Source organism: Brevundimonas sp. S1H14 (genome assembly GCF_047716865.1).
GTDB classification, from domain to species: domain Bacteria; phylum Pseudomonadota; class Alphaproteobacteria; order Caulobacterales; family Caulobacteraceae; genus Brevundimonas; species Brevundimonas naejangsanensis.
Genome location: NZ_CP136679.1, coordinates 655,520 through 672,678, shown reverse-complemented (window position 1 = coordinate 672,678; position 17,159 = coordinate 655,520). Strand labels below are relative to the sequence as shown.

22 protein-coding genes are annotated in these 17,159 nt (G+C 67.1%); 7 read left to right on the top strand and 15 right to left on the bottom strand.

All coding sequences use genetic code 11. From position 1 onward, the window contains the following. Positions 1-3 precede the first annotated feature (3 nt). The 9 genes from RSD66_RS03240 to RSD66_RS03200 all read right to left on the bottom strand — a co-directional run bounded on the left by RSD66_RS03240 (position 4) and on the right by RSD66_RS03200 (position 7,339). Entirely contained in the window at positions 4-882 is an 879-nt protein-coding gene (locus RSD66_RS03240) for a metalloprotease (protein ID WP_415288968.1), read from the bottom strand. A gap of 58 nt (positions 883-940) precedes the next feature. Further along, a complete protein-coding gene (gene nadA / locus RSD66_RS03235) occupies positions 941-2,020 on the bottom strand; it encodes a quinolinate synthase NadA (RefSeq protein WP_415288967.1) in 1,080 nt (359 codons plus the stop codon). Between the two features lie 107 nt (positions 2,021-2,127). Then, entirely contained in the window at positions 2,128-2,337 is a 210-nt protein-coding gene (locus tag RSD66_RS03230; RefSeq protein WP_415288966.1) for a helix-turn-helix transcriptional regulator, read from the bottom strand. Continuing rightward, complete coding sequence (locus RSD66_RS03225) at positions 2,330-3,022, bottom strand: hypothetical protein (protein WP_415288965.1); 693 nt, start codon at positions 3,020-3,022, stop codon at positions 2,330-2,332. The genes RSD66_RS03230 and RSD66_RS03225 overlap by 8 nt, the downstream gene beginning before the upstream one ends. A 98-nt stretch (positions 3,023-3,120) precedes the next feature. Beyond that, the gene (pgsA, locus tag RSD66_RS03220; RefSeq protein WP_024353697.1) at positions 3,121-3,747 is read right to left on the bottom strand and encodes a CDP-diacylglycerol--glycerol-3-phosphate 3-phosphatidyltransferase; all 627 of its coding nucleotides are present in this window, start codon (positions 3,745-3,747) and stop codon (positions 3,121-3,123) included. A 79-nt stretch (positions 3,748-3,826) separates the two neighbouring features. Further along, complete coding sequence (locus tag RSD66_RS03215) at positions 3,827-4,441, bottom strand: carbonic anhydrase (protein WP_346524368.1); 615 nt, start codon at positions 4,439-4,441, stop codon at positions 3,827-3,829. A 54-nt stretch (positions 4,442-4,495) separates the two neighbouring features. Further along, the gene (gene uvrC / locus RSD66_RS03210; RefSeq protein ID WP_415288964.1) at positions 4,496-6,394 is read right to left on the bottom strand and encodes an excinuclease ABC subunit UvrC; all 1,899 of its coding nucleotides are present in this window, start codon (positions 6,392-6,394) and stop codon (positions 4,496-4,498) included. Positions 6,395-6,410: 16 nt separating this feature from the next. Then, positions 6,411-6,857, bottom strand: coding sequence for a DMT family transporter (locus RSD66_RS03205; protein WP_415288963.1), 447 nt, complete (start codon positions 6,855-6,857; stop codon positions 6,411-6,413). Positions 6,858-6,865: 8 nt separating this feature from the next. Beyond that, positions 6,866-7,339, bottom strand: a complete 474-nt coding sequence (locus tag RSD66_RS03200; protein ID WP_415288962.1) for an NUDIX domain-containing protein — start codon at positions 7,337-7,339, stop codon at positions 6,866-6,868. A gap of 154 nt (positions 7,340-7,493) precedes the next feature. Here RSD66_RS03200 and RSD66_RS03195 point away from each other — a divergent pair, with 154 nt between their 5' ends. From RSD66_RS03195 to RSD66_RS03170, 6 genes are all read left to right on the top strand, one after another. Further along, positions 7,494-8,282 carry an SDR family NAD(P)-dependent oxidoreductase gene (locus tag RSD66_RS03195; RefSeq protein WP_415288961.1) on the top strand — a complete coding sequence of 263 codons (789 nt, stop codon included), beginning with the start codon at positions 7,494-7,496 and terminating at the stop codon, positions 8,280-8,282. Positions 8,283-8,372: 90 nt separating this feature from the next. Then, positions 8,373-8,909, top strand: a complete 537-nt coding sequence (locus RSD66_RS03190) for a 6-pyruvoyl trahydropterin synthase family protein (protein WP_415288960.1) — start codon at positions 8,373-8,375, stop codon at positions 8,907-8,909. Beyond that, a complete protein-coding gene (folB, locus tag RSD66_RS03185; protein WP_024353704.1) occupies positions 8,906-9,295 on the top strand; it encodes a dihydroneopterin aldolase in 390 nt (129 codons plus the stop codon). The genes RSD66_RS03190 and folB overlap by 4 nt, the downstream gene beginning before the upstream one ends. 58 nt (positions 9,296-9,353) lie before the next feature. Beyond that, positions 9,354-9,725 carry a serine/threonine protein kinase gene (locus tag RSD66_RS03180; protein ID WP_024353705.1) on the top strand — a complete coding sequence of 124 codons (372 nt, stop codon included), beginning with the start codon at positions 9,354-9,356 and terminating at the stop codon, positions 9,723-9,725. 14 nt (positions 9,726-9,739) lie between these two features. Continuing rightward, entirely contained in the window at positions 9,740-10,114 is a 375-nt protein-coding gene (locus tag RSD66_RS03175) for a hypothetical protein (protein ID WP_415288959.1), read from the top strand. A 25-nt stretch (positions 10,115-10,139) separates the two neighbouring features. Continuing rightward, positions 10,140-10,430, top strand: coding sequence for a GNAT family N-acetyltransferase (locus tag RSD66_RS03170; RefSeq protein ID WP_415288958.1), 291 nt, complete (start codon positions 10,140-10,142; stop codon positions 10,428-10,430). Positions 10,431-10,557: 127 nt separating this feature from the next. Here RSD66_RS03170 and RSD66_RS03165 read toward each other — a convergent pair whose 3' ends face one another. Further along, positions 10,558-10,884, bottom strand: coding sequence for a hypothetical protein (locus tag RSD66_RS03165; protein ID WP_003167846.1), 327 nt, complete (start codon positions 10,882-10,884; stop codon positions 10,558-10,560). Positions 10,885-11,083: 199 nt separating this feature from the next. Between RSD66_RS03165 and RSD66_RS03160 the strand changes: the two genes are divergently transcribed. After that, the gene (locus tag RSD66_RS03160; RefSeq protein ID WP_346524352.1) at positions 11,084-11,302 is read left to right on the top strand and encodes a hypothetical protein; all 219 of its coding nucleotides are present in this window, start codon (positions 11,084-11,086) and stop codon (positions 11,300-11,302) included. A gap of 25 nt (positions 11,303-11,327) precedes the next feature. Here RSD66_RS03160 and RSD66_RS03155 read toward each other — a convergent pair whose 3' ends face one another. The 5 genes from RSD66_RS03155 to RSD66_RS03135 form a co-directional block, all read right to left on the bottom strand. Beyond that, a complete protein-coding gene (locus RSD66_RS03155) occupies positions 11,328-12,932 on the bottom strand; it encodes a hypothetical protein (protein WP_415288957.1) in 1,605 nt (534 codons plus the stop codon). 64 nt (positions 12,933-12,996) lie between these two features. Further along, positions 12,997-14,262 (bottom strand): dicarboxylate/amino acid:cation symporter, encoded by a 1,266-nt coding sequence (locus RSD66_RS03150; RefSeq protein ID WP_415288956.1) that lies wholly within the window; start codon positions 14,260-14,262, stop codon positions 12,997-12,999. 63 nt (positions 14,263-14,325) lie between these two features. After that, positions 14,326-15,255, bottom strand: coding sequence for a DUF6999 family protein (locus tag RSD66_RS03145; RefSeq protein WP_415288955.1), 930 nt, complete (start codon positions 15,253-15,255; stop codon positions 14,326-14,328). Beyond that, positions 15,252-15,992 (bottom strand): iron-containing redox enzyme family protein, encoded by a 741-nt coding sequence (locus RSD66_RS03140; protein ID WP_415288954.1) that lies wholly within the window; start codon positions 15,990-15,992, stop codon positions 15,252-15,254. Before RSD66_RS03140 ends, RSD66_RS03145 begins: the two co-directional genes overlap by 4 nt. After that, positions 15,932-17,116, bottom strand: a complete 1,185-nt coding sequence (locus RSD66_RS03135; protein WP_415288953.1) for a beta-ketoacyl-ACP synthase III — start codon at positions 17,114-17,116, stop codon at positions 15,932-15,934. Before RSD66_RS03135 ends, RSD66_RS03140 begins: the two co-directional genes overlap by 61 nt. Positions 17,117-17,159: the final 43 nt, after the last annotated feature.

The following is a 17,159-nucleotide window of genomic DNA, read 5'->3' as shown; positions in this document are numbered from 1 at the left end:
CGCCTAACGGCCTCCCACGCCGAAGAAGCGCAGGCCCATCTCCAGCGCCGGCTCGACCGCCCCGCCCGTCAGCGGCAGCAGGGCGCCGATCGCCGCCGCCGCGCAGACCACGGCTGTCAGCAGATAGAGGCCCAGACTGCGCCCCGCCTCCGGCCAGCTCAACTGCCCCCACGCCGCGCGCCACACGCCGCGCTTCAGATGGCCGAACACCGCCAGACCCAGAAAGACGGCGAGGATCAGCCGCCCTGTCGACAGCCCCCACCACACCGCCAACCCGCCGACGGCGAGCAGGGCGACCTGCTCAAGCCGCGGATGCACCCGCGTCAGCACCGGCCCCAGCGCCTTGGAGCCGTCCAGCGGCGGCGCAGGCAGCAGGTTCAGCAGATTGATCATGGCGATGAAGAAGGCGCCCATCAGCCATTCCGGCGACGTCATCGCCAGACCCACGGCCACGAAGGGGATCATGGCCAGCAGGCCGAACGCCGGCCCCGCCAGCGACACCAGCACCCCGTGCCATTCGCTCTTCGGCGCGCGCTGGCCCTTCGCCAGCCCGCCCAGGAAGGGGATGATGTAGATGCGCGCCGGGCCCATGCCGACGCGGTTCATCGCCAGAACATGGCCGTATTCGTGCACGAACAGGCCGAACAGCACCGCTCCCGCCACGACCCAGCTGCCGGTCAGAAACCACAGGAACCCCGCCATCAACAGGGTCGAGACCACCGCCCATACGGGGTGTTGGCCCTTGTCCTCCTGCGGCGTTTCATGGCGCGCGCTGTAGCGCGGCGTCTCGCGCGCGGGCGCAGGCGCCGTCTCTTCCGGCCGCGCATCCCAGGGTCCAGGTCTGCGGCCGCCGGGGGGAAGGGTGTTGTCTGTGTCGCTCATGGGTTCGAACTGGGCGCGCGGCGACGGCCCCGCAACGGGCCGCGTCGCCGCAGGGCCATCAGATCAGCTCCACATCGACATGATGCCGCGCCTTGACCAGATCATAGCGCGCCAGCTTCGACGGCGGCGGCAGGTCGATCATCCGCTGCACCGCCAGGGCCGCCTTCTCCAGCATGTCCTCCGGCACTGTCACCTCGAACTGCATGTGCAGCAGGCAGTCGCGGATGTTCTCCAGCGTGATGCGCTTCATGTGCGGGCACAGGTTGCACGGGCCGACGAACTCCACCTCGGGCACGTCGCCCTTGATGTTCGACGCCATCGAGCATTCGGTGATCAGCACCACCCGCTTAGGCCGGCGCTGCTCGACATATTCGGTCATGGCGGCGGTCGACCCGGCGAAGTCGGCGGCGCGCAAAATCTCTTCGGGGCATTCGGGGTGGGCCAGCACCTCGGCGTCCGGCCAAGCGTCGCGCATGTCGGCTATGTCCTGCGTCGTGAAGCGCTTGTGCACCTCGCAGTGGCCCGCCCAGGCGATGATGCCTACCGTCGTCTGGGCCGCGACGTTGCGCGCCAGATATTCGTCGGGGATCAGGATGACCTTGTCGACGCCCCACTCCTTCGCCGCCCATTCGACGACCTGCACGGCGTTGGCGCTGGTGCAGCAGATGTCCGTCTCGGCCTTCACATCGGCCGTAGTGTTCACATAGGTGACGACCGGCAGGCCCGGATGCCGCTCCTTGATCAGCCGCACGTCCGCCCCCGTGATCGAGGACGCCAGCGAGCATCCCGCGCGCAGGTCGGGGATCAGCACCGTCTTGTCCGGCGACAGGATCTTGGACGTCTCGGCCATGAAGTGAACGCCCGCCTGAACGATCACCCTGGCCTTGGACTTGGCGGCCTCCTTGGCCAGCCCCAGGCTGTCGCCGACATAGTCGCCCACGCCGTGAAAGATATCGGGCGTCATGTAGTTGTGGGCCAGGATGACCGCATCGCGCTCGCGTTTCAGCCGGTTGATCTCGCTGATCAGCCGGGCCTGTTCGGGCCATTCCAGCGGGGTGACGTGGTCCTTGACCTTCTCCCACACCGGGGCGGTCTCTTCCGCCAGTTCCTTCGACAGACCGAAAGCGCCGTCCGCCATCGTCCCTACTCCCTCAACGACCGTCTGCGCGGCCCCGACTTATGCTCAAACTTAGCATAAGCAGGCGTAATGTAGGCCGTTCCGCACACGGCGCAAGGGAAATCGCCTCAGTCCTCGAGGGTGAACAGGGCGTGCAGCGGTACGCCCAGCGCCCGCGCCAGCGTCAGGGCCACCAGCACCGACGGGGTGAAGACCCCGTTCTCCACCGTGTTCACCGTCTTGCGCGACAGCCCGGCGCGGTCGGCCAGCTCCTGCTGCGTCAGACCCGCCGCCGTGCGCACGGCCTTCAGCTTCACGACCAGTCGCGGATCAGCCACCGGCGGCCCGCCGGTCCAACTGCCAGTAACGCAGCCCCGCCGCCGAGGCCGTGACGAACATCAGCCCCGGCATGGCCGCCACCGCCGCCTGCGGCTTCCAAAGGCCGAGGGCGAAGACCACAACCATCCCCGCCAGAGCCACGCCCAAAGCCAGACTCAGCGCCGAACGCCGGAATGACAGAGTGAGTTCGTCCTCCAGCAACCGCTTCATCTTTCTGTCGCCGGGATTGTCGAGGCCCGCCACCACCAAGAGAATCGCCACGGCGCACAAAGGTCCCAGCCCCACCATCATCCAGTGCAGGGCTTCAGCCTGACGCCCGGCGATCGCCCAGGCGGCCTCGATGCTTTTCCAGGTCGGAAACAGAATGAGCAAAGGCGCATAGGCGCCCCAATAGGCCCGCTGGCTTTGCAGACTATCGCGATAGCCGCCCCTGGCGTTCTCGACCCGGATGGTGTCGCCGTCAGGCAGGAAACGTCCCGCCAGAAAAAAGGAGGCGATGACGGCGCCCAGCCCCGCAAGGGCGAGCACGACTCCGACGAGCGCCATCCAGCCTTCGCCGCTCTTCGCAATGCCAACGCCCAGCACGCCCGCCGTCGCGCCAACCCCGCCGAGCGCCGCCACCATCTGCAAGCGCCGCACCCGACGCCGCTCTTTCGCCTTGGCTTGTTTCAGATCGTCGTCCATCGGCGCTTCCTGTGATACCTACAGGTTACATATCACCTATGGGTTACATGACAAACGCAATCGCCGTCGCTGACATTCCGAACAGGCGACGAAACGACCTACAGGTCGCGCATCTGCTTTTGCGCCGCGCTGAAATACTGCCAACCGGTCCACAGGGTGACGATCGCGGCCAGCCAGATCAGGGCGTCCGAAAACAACTGGAAGTGCGGCAGATAGTCGAACGGCAGACCCCAGCCGTCCCAGTTGCGGGCGAATAGCTGGCAGCCCAGGGCCACCATCTGCAGCGTCGTCTTCCACTTGGCGGCCAGGGTGACGGGCAGCTTGATGCGCCCGGCCATCGTCTCACGCAGGGCAGAGACGGCGAATTCACGGAACAGGATCAGGCCGCAGGGAATGATGATCTGCTGCACCGAACCCGAGGTCAGCACGCCCAGCACGGCGCCGGTGACCAGGATCTTGTCGGCGATGGGGTCCAGGATGGCGCCCCAGCGCGTCTCCGCTTTCCAGCGGCGGGCCAGATAACCGTCGATCCAGTCCGTCGAGGCGGCGATGACGAAGATCCAGAACCCCGTCCGGTACATGGCGAACTGGTCGTCCGGGCTCAGCCAGGCCGAGACGAAGGGGAAGCCGCTGGTCGCCCCCGCCAGCAGCAGGAACATGACGATCCCCGCCGCCAGCCGCAGGCTGGTCAGGATGTTGGGAATGGCTTTGTAGGCAGGGGCCATGACGTCTTCCGTTGCAACACGCCGGGTGTGCCATGGTTCGCGGCCAGAGGCGAGGGCGGGGTAAGCGGCGAGTGCGCCCTCAGTCCAGCCGCTCGAAGCGTCCCGGCCCCGTCAGCTTGGACAGAATGCCCAGCGCGATGCCGAAATGCAGGCCGCTGAGCTTCAGTTCGCCCGCCGCCTCCTTCTGCGCGATCCAGGGGAAGGTGCGCAGGTTGTCCAGCGACAGGCGCACGACGGCCTCCTCGGCGGCGCATTCGACCTGTTCGACGGGCAGGGTCTCGACAGCGCGGCGCACGCTGGGGGCGGCCTGCTCGACCCAGGGGGCGACGAAGTCCTGACAGTTGGCGGGGGCGCCGTTCAGCATGGCGTTCACCCCGCCGCACGAGGCGTGGCCCATGACGACGATGTGCCGGACCTTCAGAACATTGACGCCGAACTCCAGCGCCGCCGAGACGCCGTGCAGCTTGCCGTCCGGCTCATAAGGCGGGACCAGATTGGCGACGTTGCGCACGACGAACAGCTCGCCCGGCGCCGTGTCGAAGATCAGGGCCGGATCGGCGCGGCTGTCGGAACAGGCCACGACCAGGGTGTGCGGCTTCTGGCCGTTGGCGGCCAGGGCCTCGTATTCGGCGTGTTCGGACGGCCACCTGTTCGCGCGGAAGCGATGGTAGCCCTTGGTCAGTTCGGCGATCATGAGATCGTTCCTAGACCCGCGACGCTTGGTCGCTCAACCCGGAATCTTCGTCTCTCATGACTTGTGAAAGAAGCCGTGGATGCGCTCGGCCAGGGCCTGGCTGACGCCATCCACCTTGGCCAGATCGGCGACCGAGGCGCGGCTGACGCCCTTGGCCGAGCCGAAGGCGTGCAGCAGGGCCTTCTTGCGCCCCGGCCCGACGCCGTCGATCTCATCCAGCGGATTCTTCTTGATGTCCATCGAGCGGCGCTTGGCGTGGGCGCCGTTGGCGAAACGGTGCGCCTCGTCCCGCAGCCGTTGCAAATAGTAGAGCGCGGGGCTTTTCAGCGGCAGCATGAAGGGCGCCTTGCCAGGCATGAAGAACTTCTCCAGGCCTGCGTCGCGGTCCGGACCCTTGGCCACGCCGACCACGGCGATGTCGTCAACGCCCAGATCGGCCATGACGGCCAGCACCTCGGCCAGTTGGCCCGCCCCGCCGTCGATCAGCAGCAGGTCGGGGCGCTCGACCGCCTCGCCGGCTTCCTCGTCCTTCACCAGCCGTCCGAAACGGCGACGCATGACCTCGCGCATCATGCCGTAGTCGTCGCCGGGCGCCAGGTCTTCGCCCTTGATGTTGAACTTGCGGTACTGGTTCTTGCGGAAGCCCTCAGGCCCCGCGACGATCATGCCGCCGACGGCGTTGGTTCCCTGAATATGGGCGTTGTCATAGACCTCGATCCGCTCGGGCCGGGCGTCCAGGCCGAAGGCCTCGCAGACCTCGTCCAGAATCTTGGACTGGGCCGAGTTCTCGGCCAGCTTGCGGCCCAGCGCCTCGCGGGCGTTGGTCAGGGCGTGATCGACCAGACTGGCCTTGCCGCCGCGTTGGGGCCGGGCGATCTCGACCCGGTGTCCGGCCTTCATGCTGAAGGCTTCCTCCAGCAGTTCCAGTTCATGCGGGCGGACGTTGGACAGGATCAGGCGCGGGACCGGCTTGTCCTCATAGAACTGACCCAGAAAGGCGGCGAGGATTTCCGGGTCGCTGTCGCTCTTGTCCACGCGCGGGAAATAGGCGCGCCCGCCCCAGTTCTGGCTCGCGCGATAGAAGAAGACCTGAACGCAGGCCTGACCGCCCTCTGCGTGCAAGGCGAAGACGTCGGCCTCGGCCACGCCGTCGGCGTTGATGCTGCTTTCCATCGAAATGGCCGACAGGGCGCGAATCCGGTCGCGCACGCGGGCGGCGGTCTCGAAGTCCAGGTCGTCCGACGCCGCCTGCATCTCCTGCGACAGACGGCCGATGACCGCGCGTGACTTGCCGCGCAGGAACTGTTCGGCCTCAGTGACCAGATCGCCGTAGTCCTCAAGCGAGATCAGGCCGGTGCAGGGCGCCGAGCAGCGCTTGATCTGGTGCAGCATGCAGGGGCGGGTGCGCGTCTCGTAGACGCTGTCGGAACAGGACCGCAGCAGGAAGGCCTTCTGCAGGGTGTTCAGCGTGTGGTTGACCGCCCAGGTCGAGGCGAAGGGGCCGAAATAGTCGCCGGGAATCGTATGGGCGCCACGATGCTTGCGGACCTGGGGCGCGCGGTGGTCGCGGCGGATCATCAGCTCGGCGAAGGACTTGTCGTCCCTCAGCACCACGTTGAAGCGCGGCTTCAACTTCTTGATGAAGTTGGATTCGAGCAGCAGGGCCTCGGTCTCGGAGGCGGTGACCACAAGTTCCATCGAACGGGTCAACGACACCATCAGGCCGATGCGCTGGGTGTGGAATCGCCCTTGCGCATATTGAACCACCCGCTTCTTCAGCGACTTGGCCTTGCCGACATAGAGGCAGGCGCCGTCCTCGCCGTACATGCGATAGACGCCGGGCTTGTCGGGCGCGCGCCGGGCCTCGTCCGCGATCAGCTCGGCGGCCTGAAGCGGAAGGGGGTTCGCCTGCGAGACGGGCGTTTCCGGAGTATCGGACGTCGATTCGGTCATCAGCCGGGATATAGGCTCAGCCGCGCCGGACCAGAAGCACCCCGCCGATCACCAGCGCCACCCCGGCGATGCGGGTCAGGCTGATCGGTTGCTGCGGCACGCCCATGACGCCGAAATGATCGAGGATCAGACTCAACGCCAGCTGGCCCGCCACCATCAGGGTGATGGTCAGCGCCACGCCGATCTTGGGCACGCCCCAGGCGGCCGCCACCACGAAGACGCAGCCGTAAAGCCCGCCCATCCAGGCCCAGGCAGGCAAAGTCTTCATCGCCTGCACGTCCGGCCGCGTCTGCAACGCCATCGCCAGCACGCCCAGCGCCACCGTCCCGACGAAGAAGGAGACGAAGGCCGCATTGACCGGCGACCCCACCGCGCTGGCCAGCCGCGCATTGGTCGGTCCCTGCAGGGCGGTGGCGGCGCCGCCGATAATCATGGCCAGCAGGGCGAGGACGGGTAACTGCATCGGCTGTCTCACCAGTTCGGATCGGGCGCGGCGCCGCCGAAGATCTCGGCCAGTCGGGCGCGGGTGGCGCGGGTCGTATCTTCGGGCAGCGCATCCGGATGGAACCAGCCGATCTCGGCGATTTCGCCGTGACTGGTCCGCTCGGTCATGTCGAAGGCGTCGATGCGGAAGACCAGCACATGATCCCCCGGAAAAAAGCGCTCATTGGAATGAACCGACAGCAGGCGCGGCTCACCCCTGACGATCAGCCCGGCCTCTTCGCGCAGCTCGCGGATGACAGCGGCCTGCGTCGTCTCGCCCTTGTCCACCCCGCCGCCGGGCAGCCACCAGCCCTCCAGATAGGTGTGTTTGACCAGCAGCACCCGCCCCTCGCCATCGACCGCCGCGCCGCGCACGCCCAGCGTCATGCCCCGGCTCATCCGCGACCAGGCGAAGAACAAAGGCCGGGTGAAGGGTTCGATGCGGGTGCGCCAGTTCGCCATGCGCGAACGATAGGCCGCGGTCGGGCGGCTTGAACAGGGGCGCGCTTGCCCCTATTCGGGGACAAAATCAGGAGCTGCACCATGCTGGCCATCGCCACCATCTTCGTTTTCATCGCCGTCATCGCCGCCGTCAACTATTACGAGTTCGGCCGGGTTGACTGAGTCCGGGCGCGCGGACGCTCCTTCGACGGCTCAGTTCAAAGGCGCAGCGCTGGTCACCGCCGCCTCGGGCCGGATCGGGGCGGTGCTGGCCAAAGCGGCGGCTCAGGCGGGCTACGACGTCGTCGTTCACTATCGTTCCGACGCGGACGGCGCACAGGGCGTGGTTCAGGCGATCGAGGGCATGGGACGGCGCGCCATCGCCGTTCAGGCCGAGCTGACGGACCCAGACGCGCGCGCCGCCCTGATGGATCAGGCCTTCGCCTTCGGGCCGTTGCGGGCGCTGGTCAACAACGCCTCACTGTTCGTCTATGACCAGTTGCAGACCTTTCAGGAGGCGGATCTGCGCCTTCATCACGAGGTCAACGTCCTGGCGCCGCTGGCCCTGACCCGCGACTTCGCCGTGCGCCTGCCTGAGGCGGACGAAGGCGTGGTGGTCAATATGCTGGACTATAAGGTCACGGCCCCGAACCCCGACTTCTTCTCCTACACCGTCAGCCGCGTCGGCATCGCCCATATGACCGGCGCCCTGGCGCTGGCCCTGGCGCCGCGCATCCGCGTCTGCGGCATCGCGCCGGGTCTGACCCTGCCCTCCGCCGGCTGGCCTGAAGCCGACTATCAGGCCGGAGCCGAGGCCACGCCGCTGAAACGGCCCGTGACGGTCGAGGATCTGGCCGCCGCCCTGACCTTCATCCTGACGGCGCGCAGCCTGACCGGACAGAATCTGGTGATCGACGCGGGGGCGGCCCTGACACGCCGCGACCGCGATCTGGAGTTCGCCTGAGCCGTCAGCAGCGGCGTTGTTCGCCGCCACATGACCTTTATTTGCCGATAGGTTGGTGCTTTAGCTGCCGCCGTTCATCCTGAGACCCTCATGCCCGCTGTCCGTTTCACTCGCCGCTTCTCGATGGCGCACCGGCTGATCGCCGATGCGGGGTCGAAGTGCGCCGTGCCGCATGGACACAATGAGTTCGTGACGGTGACGCTTGAGCCGAAGGCCGAGATCGATTTCGGCGGCGCCAACTATGCAGCCTCCTTCGAGCGGCTGAAGGCGCGCTGGCACGGCTTCGTCGACCGCAGCCTGGACCACGCCTTCCAGCTGAACCGCGCCGACCCCCTGCTGGTCTGGTTCCAGCAGCATGAGCCGCATCGGCTCAACCAGGTGCTGACGGTCGACGGCGACCCGACCACCGAGGCCCTGGTCATCGCTCTGTGGCGAAAGCTGGAAGCCATCCTGTCGGCCGAGAGCCTGCCCTTCCGCCTGGCCGAGCTGGCCATCGAGGAAACGCCGACCAACACCGTCCTGACGCGCGGCCTGACCGAAGCCGAGCGGGCGTGGGCGCTGGGCGCCTGGTGCGACCGGACCGATTTCAGCATCAATGATCTTCTGCCGCCGGAGACCTGGTCTTGAGCGCCGTCGTCACCCCCCTGCCTTCCGCCGAACCGCGCCGCCTGGGCCTGAAGGTCATGGTGCGCGCCCTGAAGGTCGAGGCCTCCATCGGCTTCTACGACCACGAGCACGGACGCCTGCAGCCGCTGTCGGTCGACGTCGAACTGGACCTGGGCGCCGCGCCGGTCGAGCGGCTGGCCGATACGCTCGACTATGACGGCGTCGCCCGCATCGTGCGCGAACTGGCGGCGGGGCCGCACATCGCCCTGATCGAAACCTTCGCCGAGCGCACGGCTGTCGCCTGTCTGGCCGATCCGCGCGTGCTGGGCGTCGTCGTGCGGGTCGAGAAGCCCGGCGCCATTCCCGATGCGGCGGCCGCCGCCTGCGAAGTCGCCTATTCGCGTTGAGGCTGGTTGCGCGGGGCCGTTCGTCCCGCCATCATCTTCGCCCTGACAAGAGGTTCCGATGGTTCAGCCCGGCGATTACACCAGCAACAGCGGCGAGGCTTCGGCTGAGTTGACCGGAATCTATGCCGGCTATGCGCTGATCCTGCTGGCGGCGCCGACCTTCGGCGTGGCGGCGGCCATCGGCCTGTTGCGCGCATGGGGGCGCTCGGCGCCGGTCGACCCGATCCTGCGCAGTCACTTCATCTTTCAGCAGCGGACCCTGGTAGCGGCGGTGTGCGCCATCGTCGCCGGCGCGGTGCTGATCCTGGTCAACCTCGGCGTCTTCGTCCTGTTCATCATGGCCGTGTGGACCATCGTGCGCGGCGCCCTGGGGCTCAAGGACCTGCTGAACGGACGCCCCATCGCCGCGCCCCGTCGCCTCTTCTACTGAAAGGACCGCCCTTCATGAGCGATCAGAACCCGGCCGCCCCGTTTGCGGGCCGCGACGGCGCCGTCGTGGCGTGGATTCTCTACATCCTGTCGATCCCCAGCGCGAACGTGCTGGTGCTGGTCGGACTTGTCCTGGCCTATGTGAACCGGGGCTCGGCCACGGGTCTGGCGGCTCAGCACGTCGAGGCGCAGATCAAGCTGTTCTGGTCCGTCTTCTGGATCAGCGCCATCCTGTGGGTGCTGGTGGCGATCAGCGCCGTAGCCTCGGCCTTCCTGATCGGCATTCCCTTCCTGCTGCTGTTCGGACTTCTTTTGCTGCTGGTGTCGATCTGGTTCACGGTGAAAAGCGTTCTGGGTCTGCTGGCCCTGTTGAACGATCGGCCGGCCTGATCTGACCCCTTCAGGAGGAGCCGCCGTGTCCGCCTTCAAAGACCACGCCGCCGACCACCGTTTCCAGCAGATGTTCGCCGACGCTGACGGCGCCGAGCATCCCGTCTGGGCCGAATACGCCGTGCGCGGCCATGCCCGCGTCATCCTGCACGTCGAGGCCCACCCGGCCCTGCGCGGCACGGGCGCCGCCGGCCGCTTCATGCAGGCCCTGGCCGAACACGCCCGCGCCGAGAAACTGACGCTGATCCCGCACTGCAGCTATGCCGTCGCCTGGCTGAAACGCCACCCCGAGTACGCAGACGTACTCGGTTCCTAGTCGGCCGCGGTCAGAAGGCTCCGCCTTTTGGCTGCTGCGCGCCGCCCTTCGGGTCGACCCGACGCGGCCTGACACTTCGCGCGCTCAAGCAGCGAGCCGCCGCGCGGCGAGCGGTAGCGCCCTTAGATCAAGGATGACTCTTGGCGACGATGGCCTTCATCGTCTCGGCCTTGGACGGCAGGTCGGCGACTAGGCGGGCGGCCAGTTCGCGGGCGCCGACCGGATAGGCGTCGCCCCCGTCGGCGATCTCCTTGGCCATGTCGGCGGCCTTGCACAGAGCGGCCTCAAGCGCCTCGACCTGTTCGATCGCCAGGGCGCGAGCCTCGGCCTGCAGGCGCTTGACCCGTTCAGCGGTGGTTTCGGGGGCGCGCATCAGGTCGTAGACCTCGGCTTCCGGCGAGGAGACCACGCGCAGAGCCGCGCGGGCGTCGGATTCATTGCTGGACTTGGTCATCGCATCATCTCCTGGCGGCACCATGCCTCATTTTCGCCCTAAGGTCGCATCCCATCTGCAGCCAAGCTGCAAGGACGGCGCCGGATGTTGCGCCAAGGCCGCATCAAGCGCGGATGGGTTGCAACAGTTCCCCGCCTGTGACGCTCTTTGACAGTGTGGTCCAGCCGCGCTTTCCTGACTGTCGCACAGGGAGACGCTGATGACCCAGACCGTTCCGCCGCCCCGGCCTCCTCAGGGAGAGGAAGGCGAATGGACCCTGCTGCAAAGCCGGGTCGACCGCAATTTCTGGCAGTGGGACCGCCGCCACGAACCGTCAGCCCCGACCCTGACCCGATTCGTCATCGTCCGCCCGCCCGAGCGCCTCGACTACGACACCTTCGACGAGGCCGAGGCCATGTTCGAGGCGATGGAAGGGTAAAGCCTCGTGAGGCCTTCGCCCCGGATCACAGCGTCCGCGTCGCCAGCGGCGGAGCCGTCGCTACGCTCCAGGCCCGAGGTGCAATCAGAGGACGGTCGCATTTCGCCTCGATTATTGCTCCCTCTTGCGTAATGACCCGCACCGCCGAAGCGGCCATGCAGCGCGCCTGGACAGCGAAGAACATGGCTGTCGCCTCAGCCATCGGATCATGGCCCTCGACGGCCGCCAGCAGCGGATCGCCCGACAGCACCCCGCACTTGTCGCCCGTATCCAGCCGCACGCCCTGCTCAGTTCGATAGAAGCCTGTGCTTCCCCCGGTGCAGTTCTCTCCGTTCAGATGGAACAGGGCCGCCAAGCGATACTCGTCCGGCGAAGGTTTTTCTTCCAGAACGACCCCCAACGCCGCCAACCCCGCGGCCACGTCTTGCCAACGCTCCGCTCCCGGCCCGTCCATCAGCAGGGCGACCGCACGTTCGGCTTCCGGTCGAGTTCGAAATTCGGCAAGGCCGTAGCCCTCGCTCGCCATGCCTTGATCCAAAACGTCCTTCCACAGATCGAAAATATCACGTGCGCCGAATGACGCCTGCCGAGTCTCCAGATCAGCCAGCCACTGCACCACGGTCCCGCAGTCATAGACCGGCGACCCCGACCGCAATCGCGCCGGGTCATAATCCCGGTCGCCCAGCGCCTTGCGGCACCCATTCAACCGCTGCGACAGGGTCTCACGCGCCGCCGCCTCCGTTACCATTCCGGTAGACACCGCGGCCGCCAGGGCGCCATATTCGGCCCCTCCCTCATGAAGCCAGGGAGCCGCCTCGCCGTCCCGGTTCTCCAGCCGATGCCCATTCCACAGATGAAAAGTCTCATGCCAGACGAAGGTCGCCAGGCTGACCGCCACGTCAGCCGGCGGATTCTCCCAAGCTGAACCGTAGAACCGAGCCGAGATGACACCGCTATCCGTCACATCGCCGCGAAAAGCCGTAGGCCCCGGGCTGTCGACAGTGACCAGAAGCGTCGGCTCATAGGGCAGATTCCGCCCAAGTCGGGCGCCGTAGAAGGCCTGAGCGGCAGCGAAGCCCTCGCGCATGATCGCGGCCAGCTTCGGCGACACCGTCTCGCCGTGAACCACCCAGGCGCCAGGATAGACCTCGACGTTGCTGTCAGGGCCGAGATAGACATAACCCTTTCCCGGTTGCGTCGTCGGCAAGGCGGTCTCGCCCGCTGCGGCGTGCGCGGTCAGTTCGGCGTCCATTCCCTGCAACATCAGGGCGGGTCCGTAGAGAATGCGCCCGGCCCCGATCCGCGTCAGAGCCAAGTAGCCGCGGTCCCGCTCGGTCGCATCGGGCGCGATCCGAATTTCAAACACCTGAAACGGCTCACCCCCCTCGACCGCGCCTTCCACCAAGGTCAGGCCCGGCGTCGTCACCGTCCATTCCGTGCGGACGATGTTTTCGTCGAGAAACGTCACGCGCGTCGTCGGCTCGGTCAAGCGCCAGGTCACGGCCACGCCGCCGGGAGTCGAGCGCGCCTCGACCGTCGCCGCCTGCTGGGCTAGTGCAGACTTCGCCGCGCCGCACATCATTACCGACGCCGCCATCATGGCGGCCGTGCGCAGAATTATCTTGTTCATGATCATCCCCTACGCCCCTGGGACTAGAGCTTGGCCGCGTCGTGCGCGCCTCGTCAACCGACGTTCACTCGATGGTTTGCGCCTCTCCGCCCTGAACGATGCGCACCACGGCCAGGTCGGCGGTGACGTTGCCGAGGGTGCGGAAGATGTCGGGCACGACCTCGACCGCCAGCAATAGCGGCAGCAGCTCCAGCGGCACGCCCATCGCGATGCAGATCGGGGCGATGGAGGCGAAGAAGCTGGCCTGACCCGGCAGGCCTACCGTACCGATCGAGATCAGCACCGCCGTCAGCATGGCGGCGAACAGCTGGCCCGCCGAAGGCTCCAGTCCGAACAGATGGGCGCAATAGATGGCGACACCCAGATTGGCGACCGGGCTGGTGATGCGGAACACCGCCACCGCCAGCGGCAGGACCAGACCCGCCGTCGCCCGTTTGACGCCCAGCTCGTCAACCGCCCGCTCGACCATGACCGGCAGGCTGGCTAGCGACGACTGGGTGGAAAAGGCCACCACCTGCGCGGGAGCCGCCGCCCGCGCGAACCGGCCCAGCGACACCCGGCCGAAGACGACGGCCAGCGGATAGAAGATCAGGCCGATGCCGATGCAGGCGATGGAGATCAGCGCCACATAGTGCAGCAGCACCCCCGCCGCGCTGGCGCCCGCCGTCAGCCCCACCCCGATCGACAGGGCGAAGACGCCCAGCGGCGCGACGCTCAGCACCCAGCGGACGATGACGATCATCGTCTCGCCCACCGCCTCGAAGAAGGTGATCAGAGGAACGCGCAGCCGCTCAGGCAGTCCTGAGGCCGCAAAGCCGAAGAAGACGGCGAACACAACCATACCCAGAATGGCGTCCTCGGCCGCCGCGCGGATCGGGTTGGACGGGGCGATGGTCTTCAGAAATTCGCTGAACGGCGCCCCAGCGCCAAGGCCCTCGGCGCCCTCCGGCTTGATGGCCAGCAGCAGGCGCGCGCCCTCCGGGTCGATCGGCCACAGGGCGTGCAGCCCATAGGCCGCCGCTACCGCATAAATCGTCGCAAAGACGATCAGCCCCCCGAACCAGGCCACCGCCTTCAGCGCCAGCCGCCCGGTCCGCGCCGCATCGGCGATGGAGGCGATGCCCGTCACCAGCAGGCTGAACACCAGCGGAATGATCGTCATCCTCAGCGCATTGAGCCACAGCTGGCCCAGCGCCTGGATGAAGTCCGCCGTCACATGCCCGCCCGGCAGGCCCCAGCGTTGCGCCGCCGCCCCAGCGACCAGGCCCAGCACAAGCGACAGCAAGACAAGCGTGCTGAGAGAGGTCAGAAAGGAACGCGCCGATTTCATCCGACCACGCTAGCAGCCGCCGCGCCGGGCGCCAGCGGAAATCGGCGGAAGGCTCCCCTCCCCCTAATGCGGCGTGCCCGAGTTCGCCGGGTCCAGCGGCAGGCCCGCGGCCTGACGCGCCTTCATCACCCGCAGCCAGCCGTGCATGGCCTCTGAATCCAGCCCGTGCATCATCAGCCGATAGCCCGCCTGCAATGTCGATAGCGCCACCAGCGGATGGCCGTTCTTGACGAAGGCCATGTGGTAGCTCGTGCCCAGAATGCGGGCGATATAGATGGCCATCACCTCATCCAGTTGCAGCGAACTGGACGCCCGCACGAAGTCATCACGCGGCAGCATCAGGGCGTAAATGGGGGTGTAGAACTCCACCGCCGTCTGCACGTCGACGAAGTTACACCACTTGCGCGGAAACTCCTCGAACGGCGGGAATTCGTCCGAGATCATGGAGAAGTCGATCCGCTCGGGCGGCGTCAGCTCCCGTCCCTCGGCGCGCAGGGCGGCGTTCATCTCGATGACGAAGTTGAAGATGTTCAGGTCGTGCTGAAGGAACAGGTCCGGCTCGATGTCCTTCAACCGCGTCGGCGTCAGCGGCCATTTGGTCACCTTGTCTCCCACGCCCGCATTCTCGCGCACGAAGGCGGTCAGCTCGGACCCGACGTGGAAGTGGCGCAGGATCACCCGGTTGCCCTCGGGCGTTACAAAGGTCCGCAGTCCCCAATGGATGGTCTTGTGCAGCAGGCCGTTCAGGTTCGGGTATTTCGGCGAAATGACCCGCAGCACCTTCACCAGACAGAAGAACAGAAACACCAGCGGCCGCGCCACCGGGAACAGCCAGCGCCGCGAGCGCGACCGCGCGCCCAGCAGCAGGTCGCGCTTGGCCCCGTCGTCGATCGGCAGGCTGTGGTCCAGATACAGCGCCATCCACGGATCGGGATCCTTGGGGTCGAACCGCGCGGGGTCGAACGGATCCTCCCCCGGCTTGTAGTATCTCACGCCGCGATTTCCTCGATCTGCAGGGCGTAGAGGCGGGCCGTCACCTTGGCCGTAGTCACGATGCGTTCGGCGATGAAGGGATCGGGCAGGACCATGCCCAGCATCTCCTCGAACTCCTTCATGTGCTCGGCGTCGTTGTCGCCGTGATACAGCAGGAAGCGCACCGCCTCGTCGGGCAGGGCCAGCCGCTCCTGCACCTTCAGGCCCCACGGCTTGGCCTTGATCGAGCCCAGCCCCTCGATGATGAACATGGCGCCCAGCAGGCCGAAGGGATCGGGCTTCGACGCCTCATGGAACATCCACGCCGACAGGGCCTCGGACCCGACGTTCTTCGGCGCCGACTGGATGTCGTCCAGCGCCCCGCCCGAGGCTGTGAAGTCGGCCTCCAGCAGGCGGAAGTCCCGATGCTCCGTCACCGCATGGCGCATCAGGGTCGACCGCAGCTCCAGATGATCCTCGCCGATGTTCGACGCCGCCCGGCTCATCCACAGCGCCCCGTCCTTCACCTGCTGGCGCAGGTTGATCAGGAAGGCGTGGTAGTCGGCGACCTCGAACCGCCCGCGCGTCAGCTTGCGGATCAGGGGCGTCGCCTCCAGCCGCTGTTCAAAATCGGCGAAGACCACCGCCAGCTTGCGCAGGGTGTCGGCCACCGCCGCCTCAGCCAGTTGTTCCGCCATCACACAATCTCCAGCATCATGAAGCCGATCATCGCCCGCCCGCTCTCGGGCACGATGCACAGCACCCTGTCTCCGCGCTTTCCGCGTCCCGACTTCTGGAAGGCGTCCAGCATGACCCAGATCGAGGCCGAGCCGACATTGCCGCTGTCGCTCAGGGTCGTGAACCACTTCTCTTCAGAGATCATGGCCGCCGTGCTTTCCAGCAGGCCGACGATCTCCTGACGCAGCGACCGCGCGGAGTAGTGGCACAGCAGATGGTCGACCTGATCCGGGACGATCCGCCCGGCGTCCACCTTCTCCAGCCAGACGCCGATCCAAGCGCGGATGACGATCTTCAGCAGCTCGAAATCCTGCAACAGGGCCACCGCCCCCGCCGCATGGGCCGCCGCCGGGCCTACGTGGCTCCAGGCGCTGGTCAAGTCGGCGCGCGCTTCCGGCGTCGATCCGGCCCACATACAGGGATCGAAGCGCCCGGCCAGCGACGTCATGTCGATCCACTCGACCTTCAGGCTCAGACCATCGGGCTTCGGCCTCGGCTCCATCACCACGGCGCCCGCCCCGTCCGACAGGGTGAAGCGCAGGAAGTCCGCCTCGATCCGCGCCCGGCCCTTCTCGTCCACCAAGGCCGTTCCCTCATAGAAATGAGGGCGGAACCAGCGCGATGAAAACTCGCCGGCGCAGGCGGCGGCCACATCGGCCTCGCCCGCCCGCACGCTCAGCCACGCCCCCTTGGCCGCCATCAGGGCGCTGGCGCAGACCGACTGATAGCTGAACGCCTCCAGCGGCCCCGCGCCCAATTCGGCCTGAACCGCGCTGGCGTGGCCGGGAACCAGATAGTCGCCCTGCGTCGCCGCCGCGCCCAGATGCTGCAAATCGCCCAGGCTCAGCCCCGCCTCATCCAGCGCCGCCCGCACCGCCCCGGCGCACATGGAGGCGTTGGAATGCAGCGGCCGCCCGTCCGGCGTCAGGGCGTAATGCCGCCCCTCGATCCCGTTCCAGCGCAGGGCGCGCCGCCCCACGGCGGACGCCCGCCCGCCGATGCGGCCGATGAAGTCCTCCATCCGATCGTTGCCGATCCGCTCTCCAGGCAGCACAGCGCCGGTCCCGGTGATGAAGACGTCGCGAAGCATACTCATGGCGCGGACCTTGGCGACGCGCCCGGCGCCGCACAAGCCGGAAATCATCGGTTCAGGGGCCTCTCTTTATCGGAATCGCCGATCCGCTCGC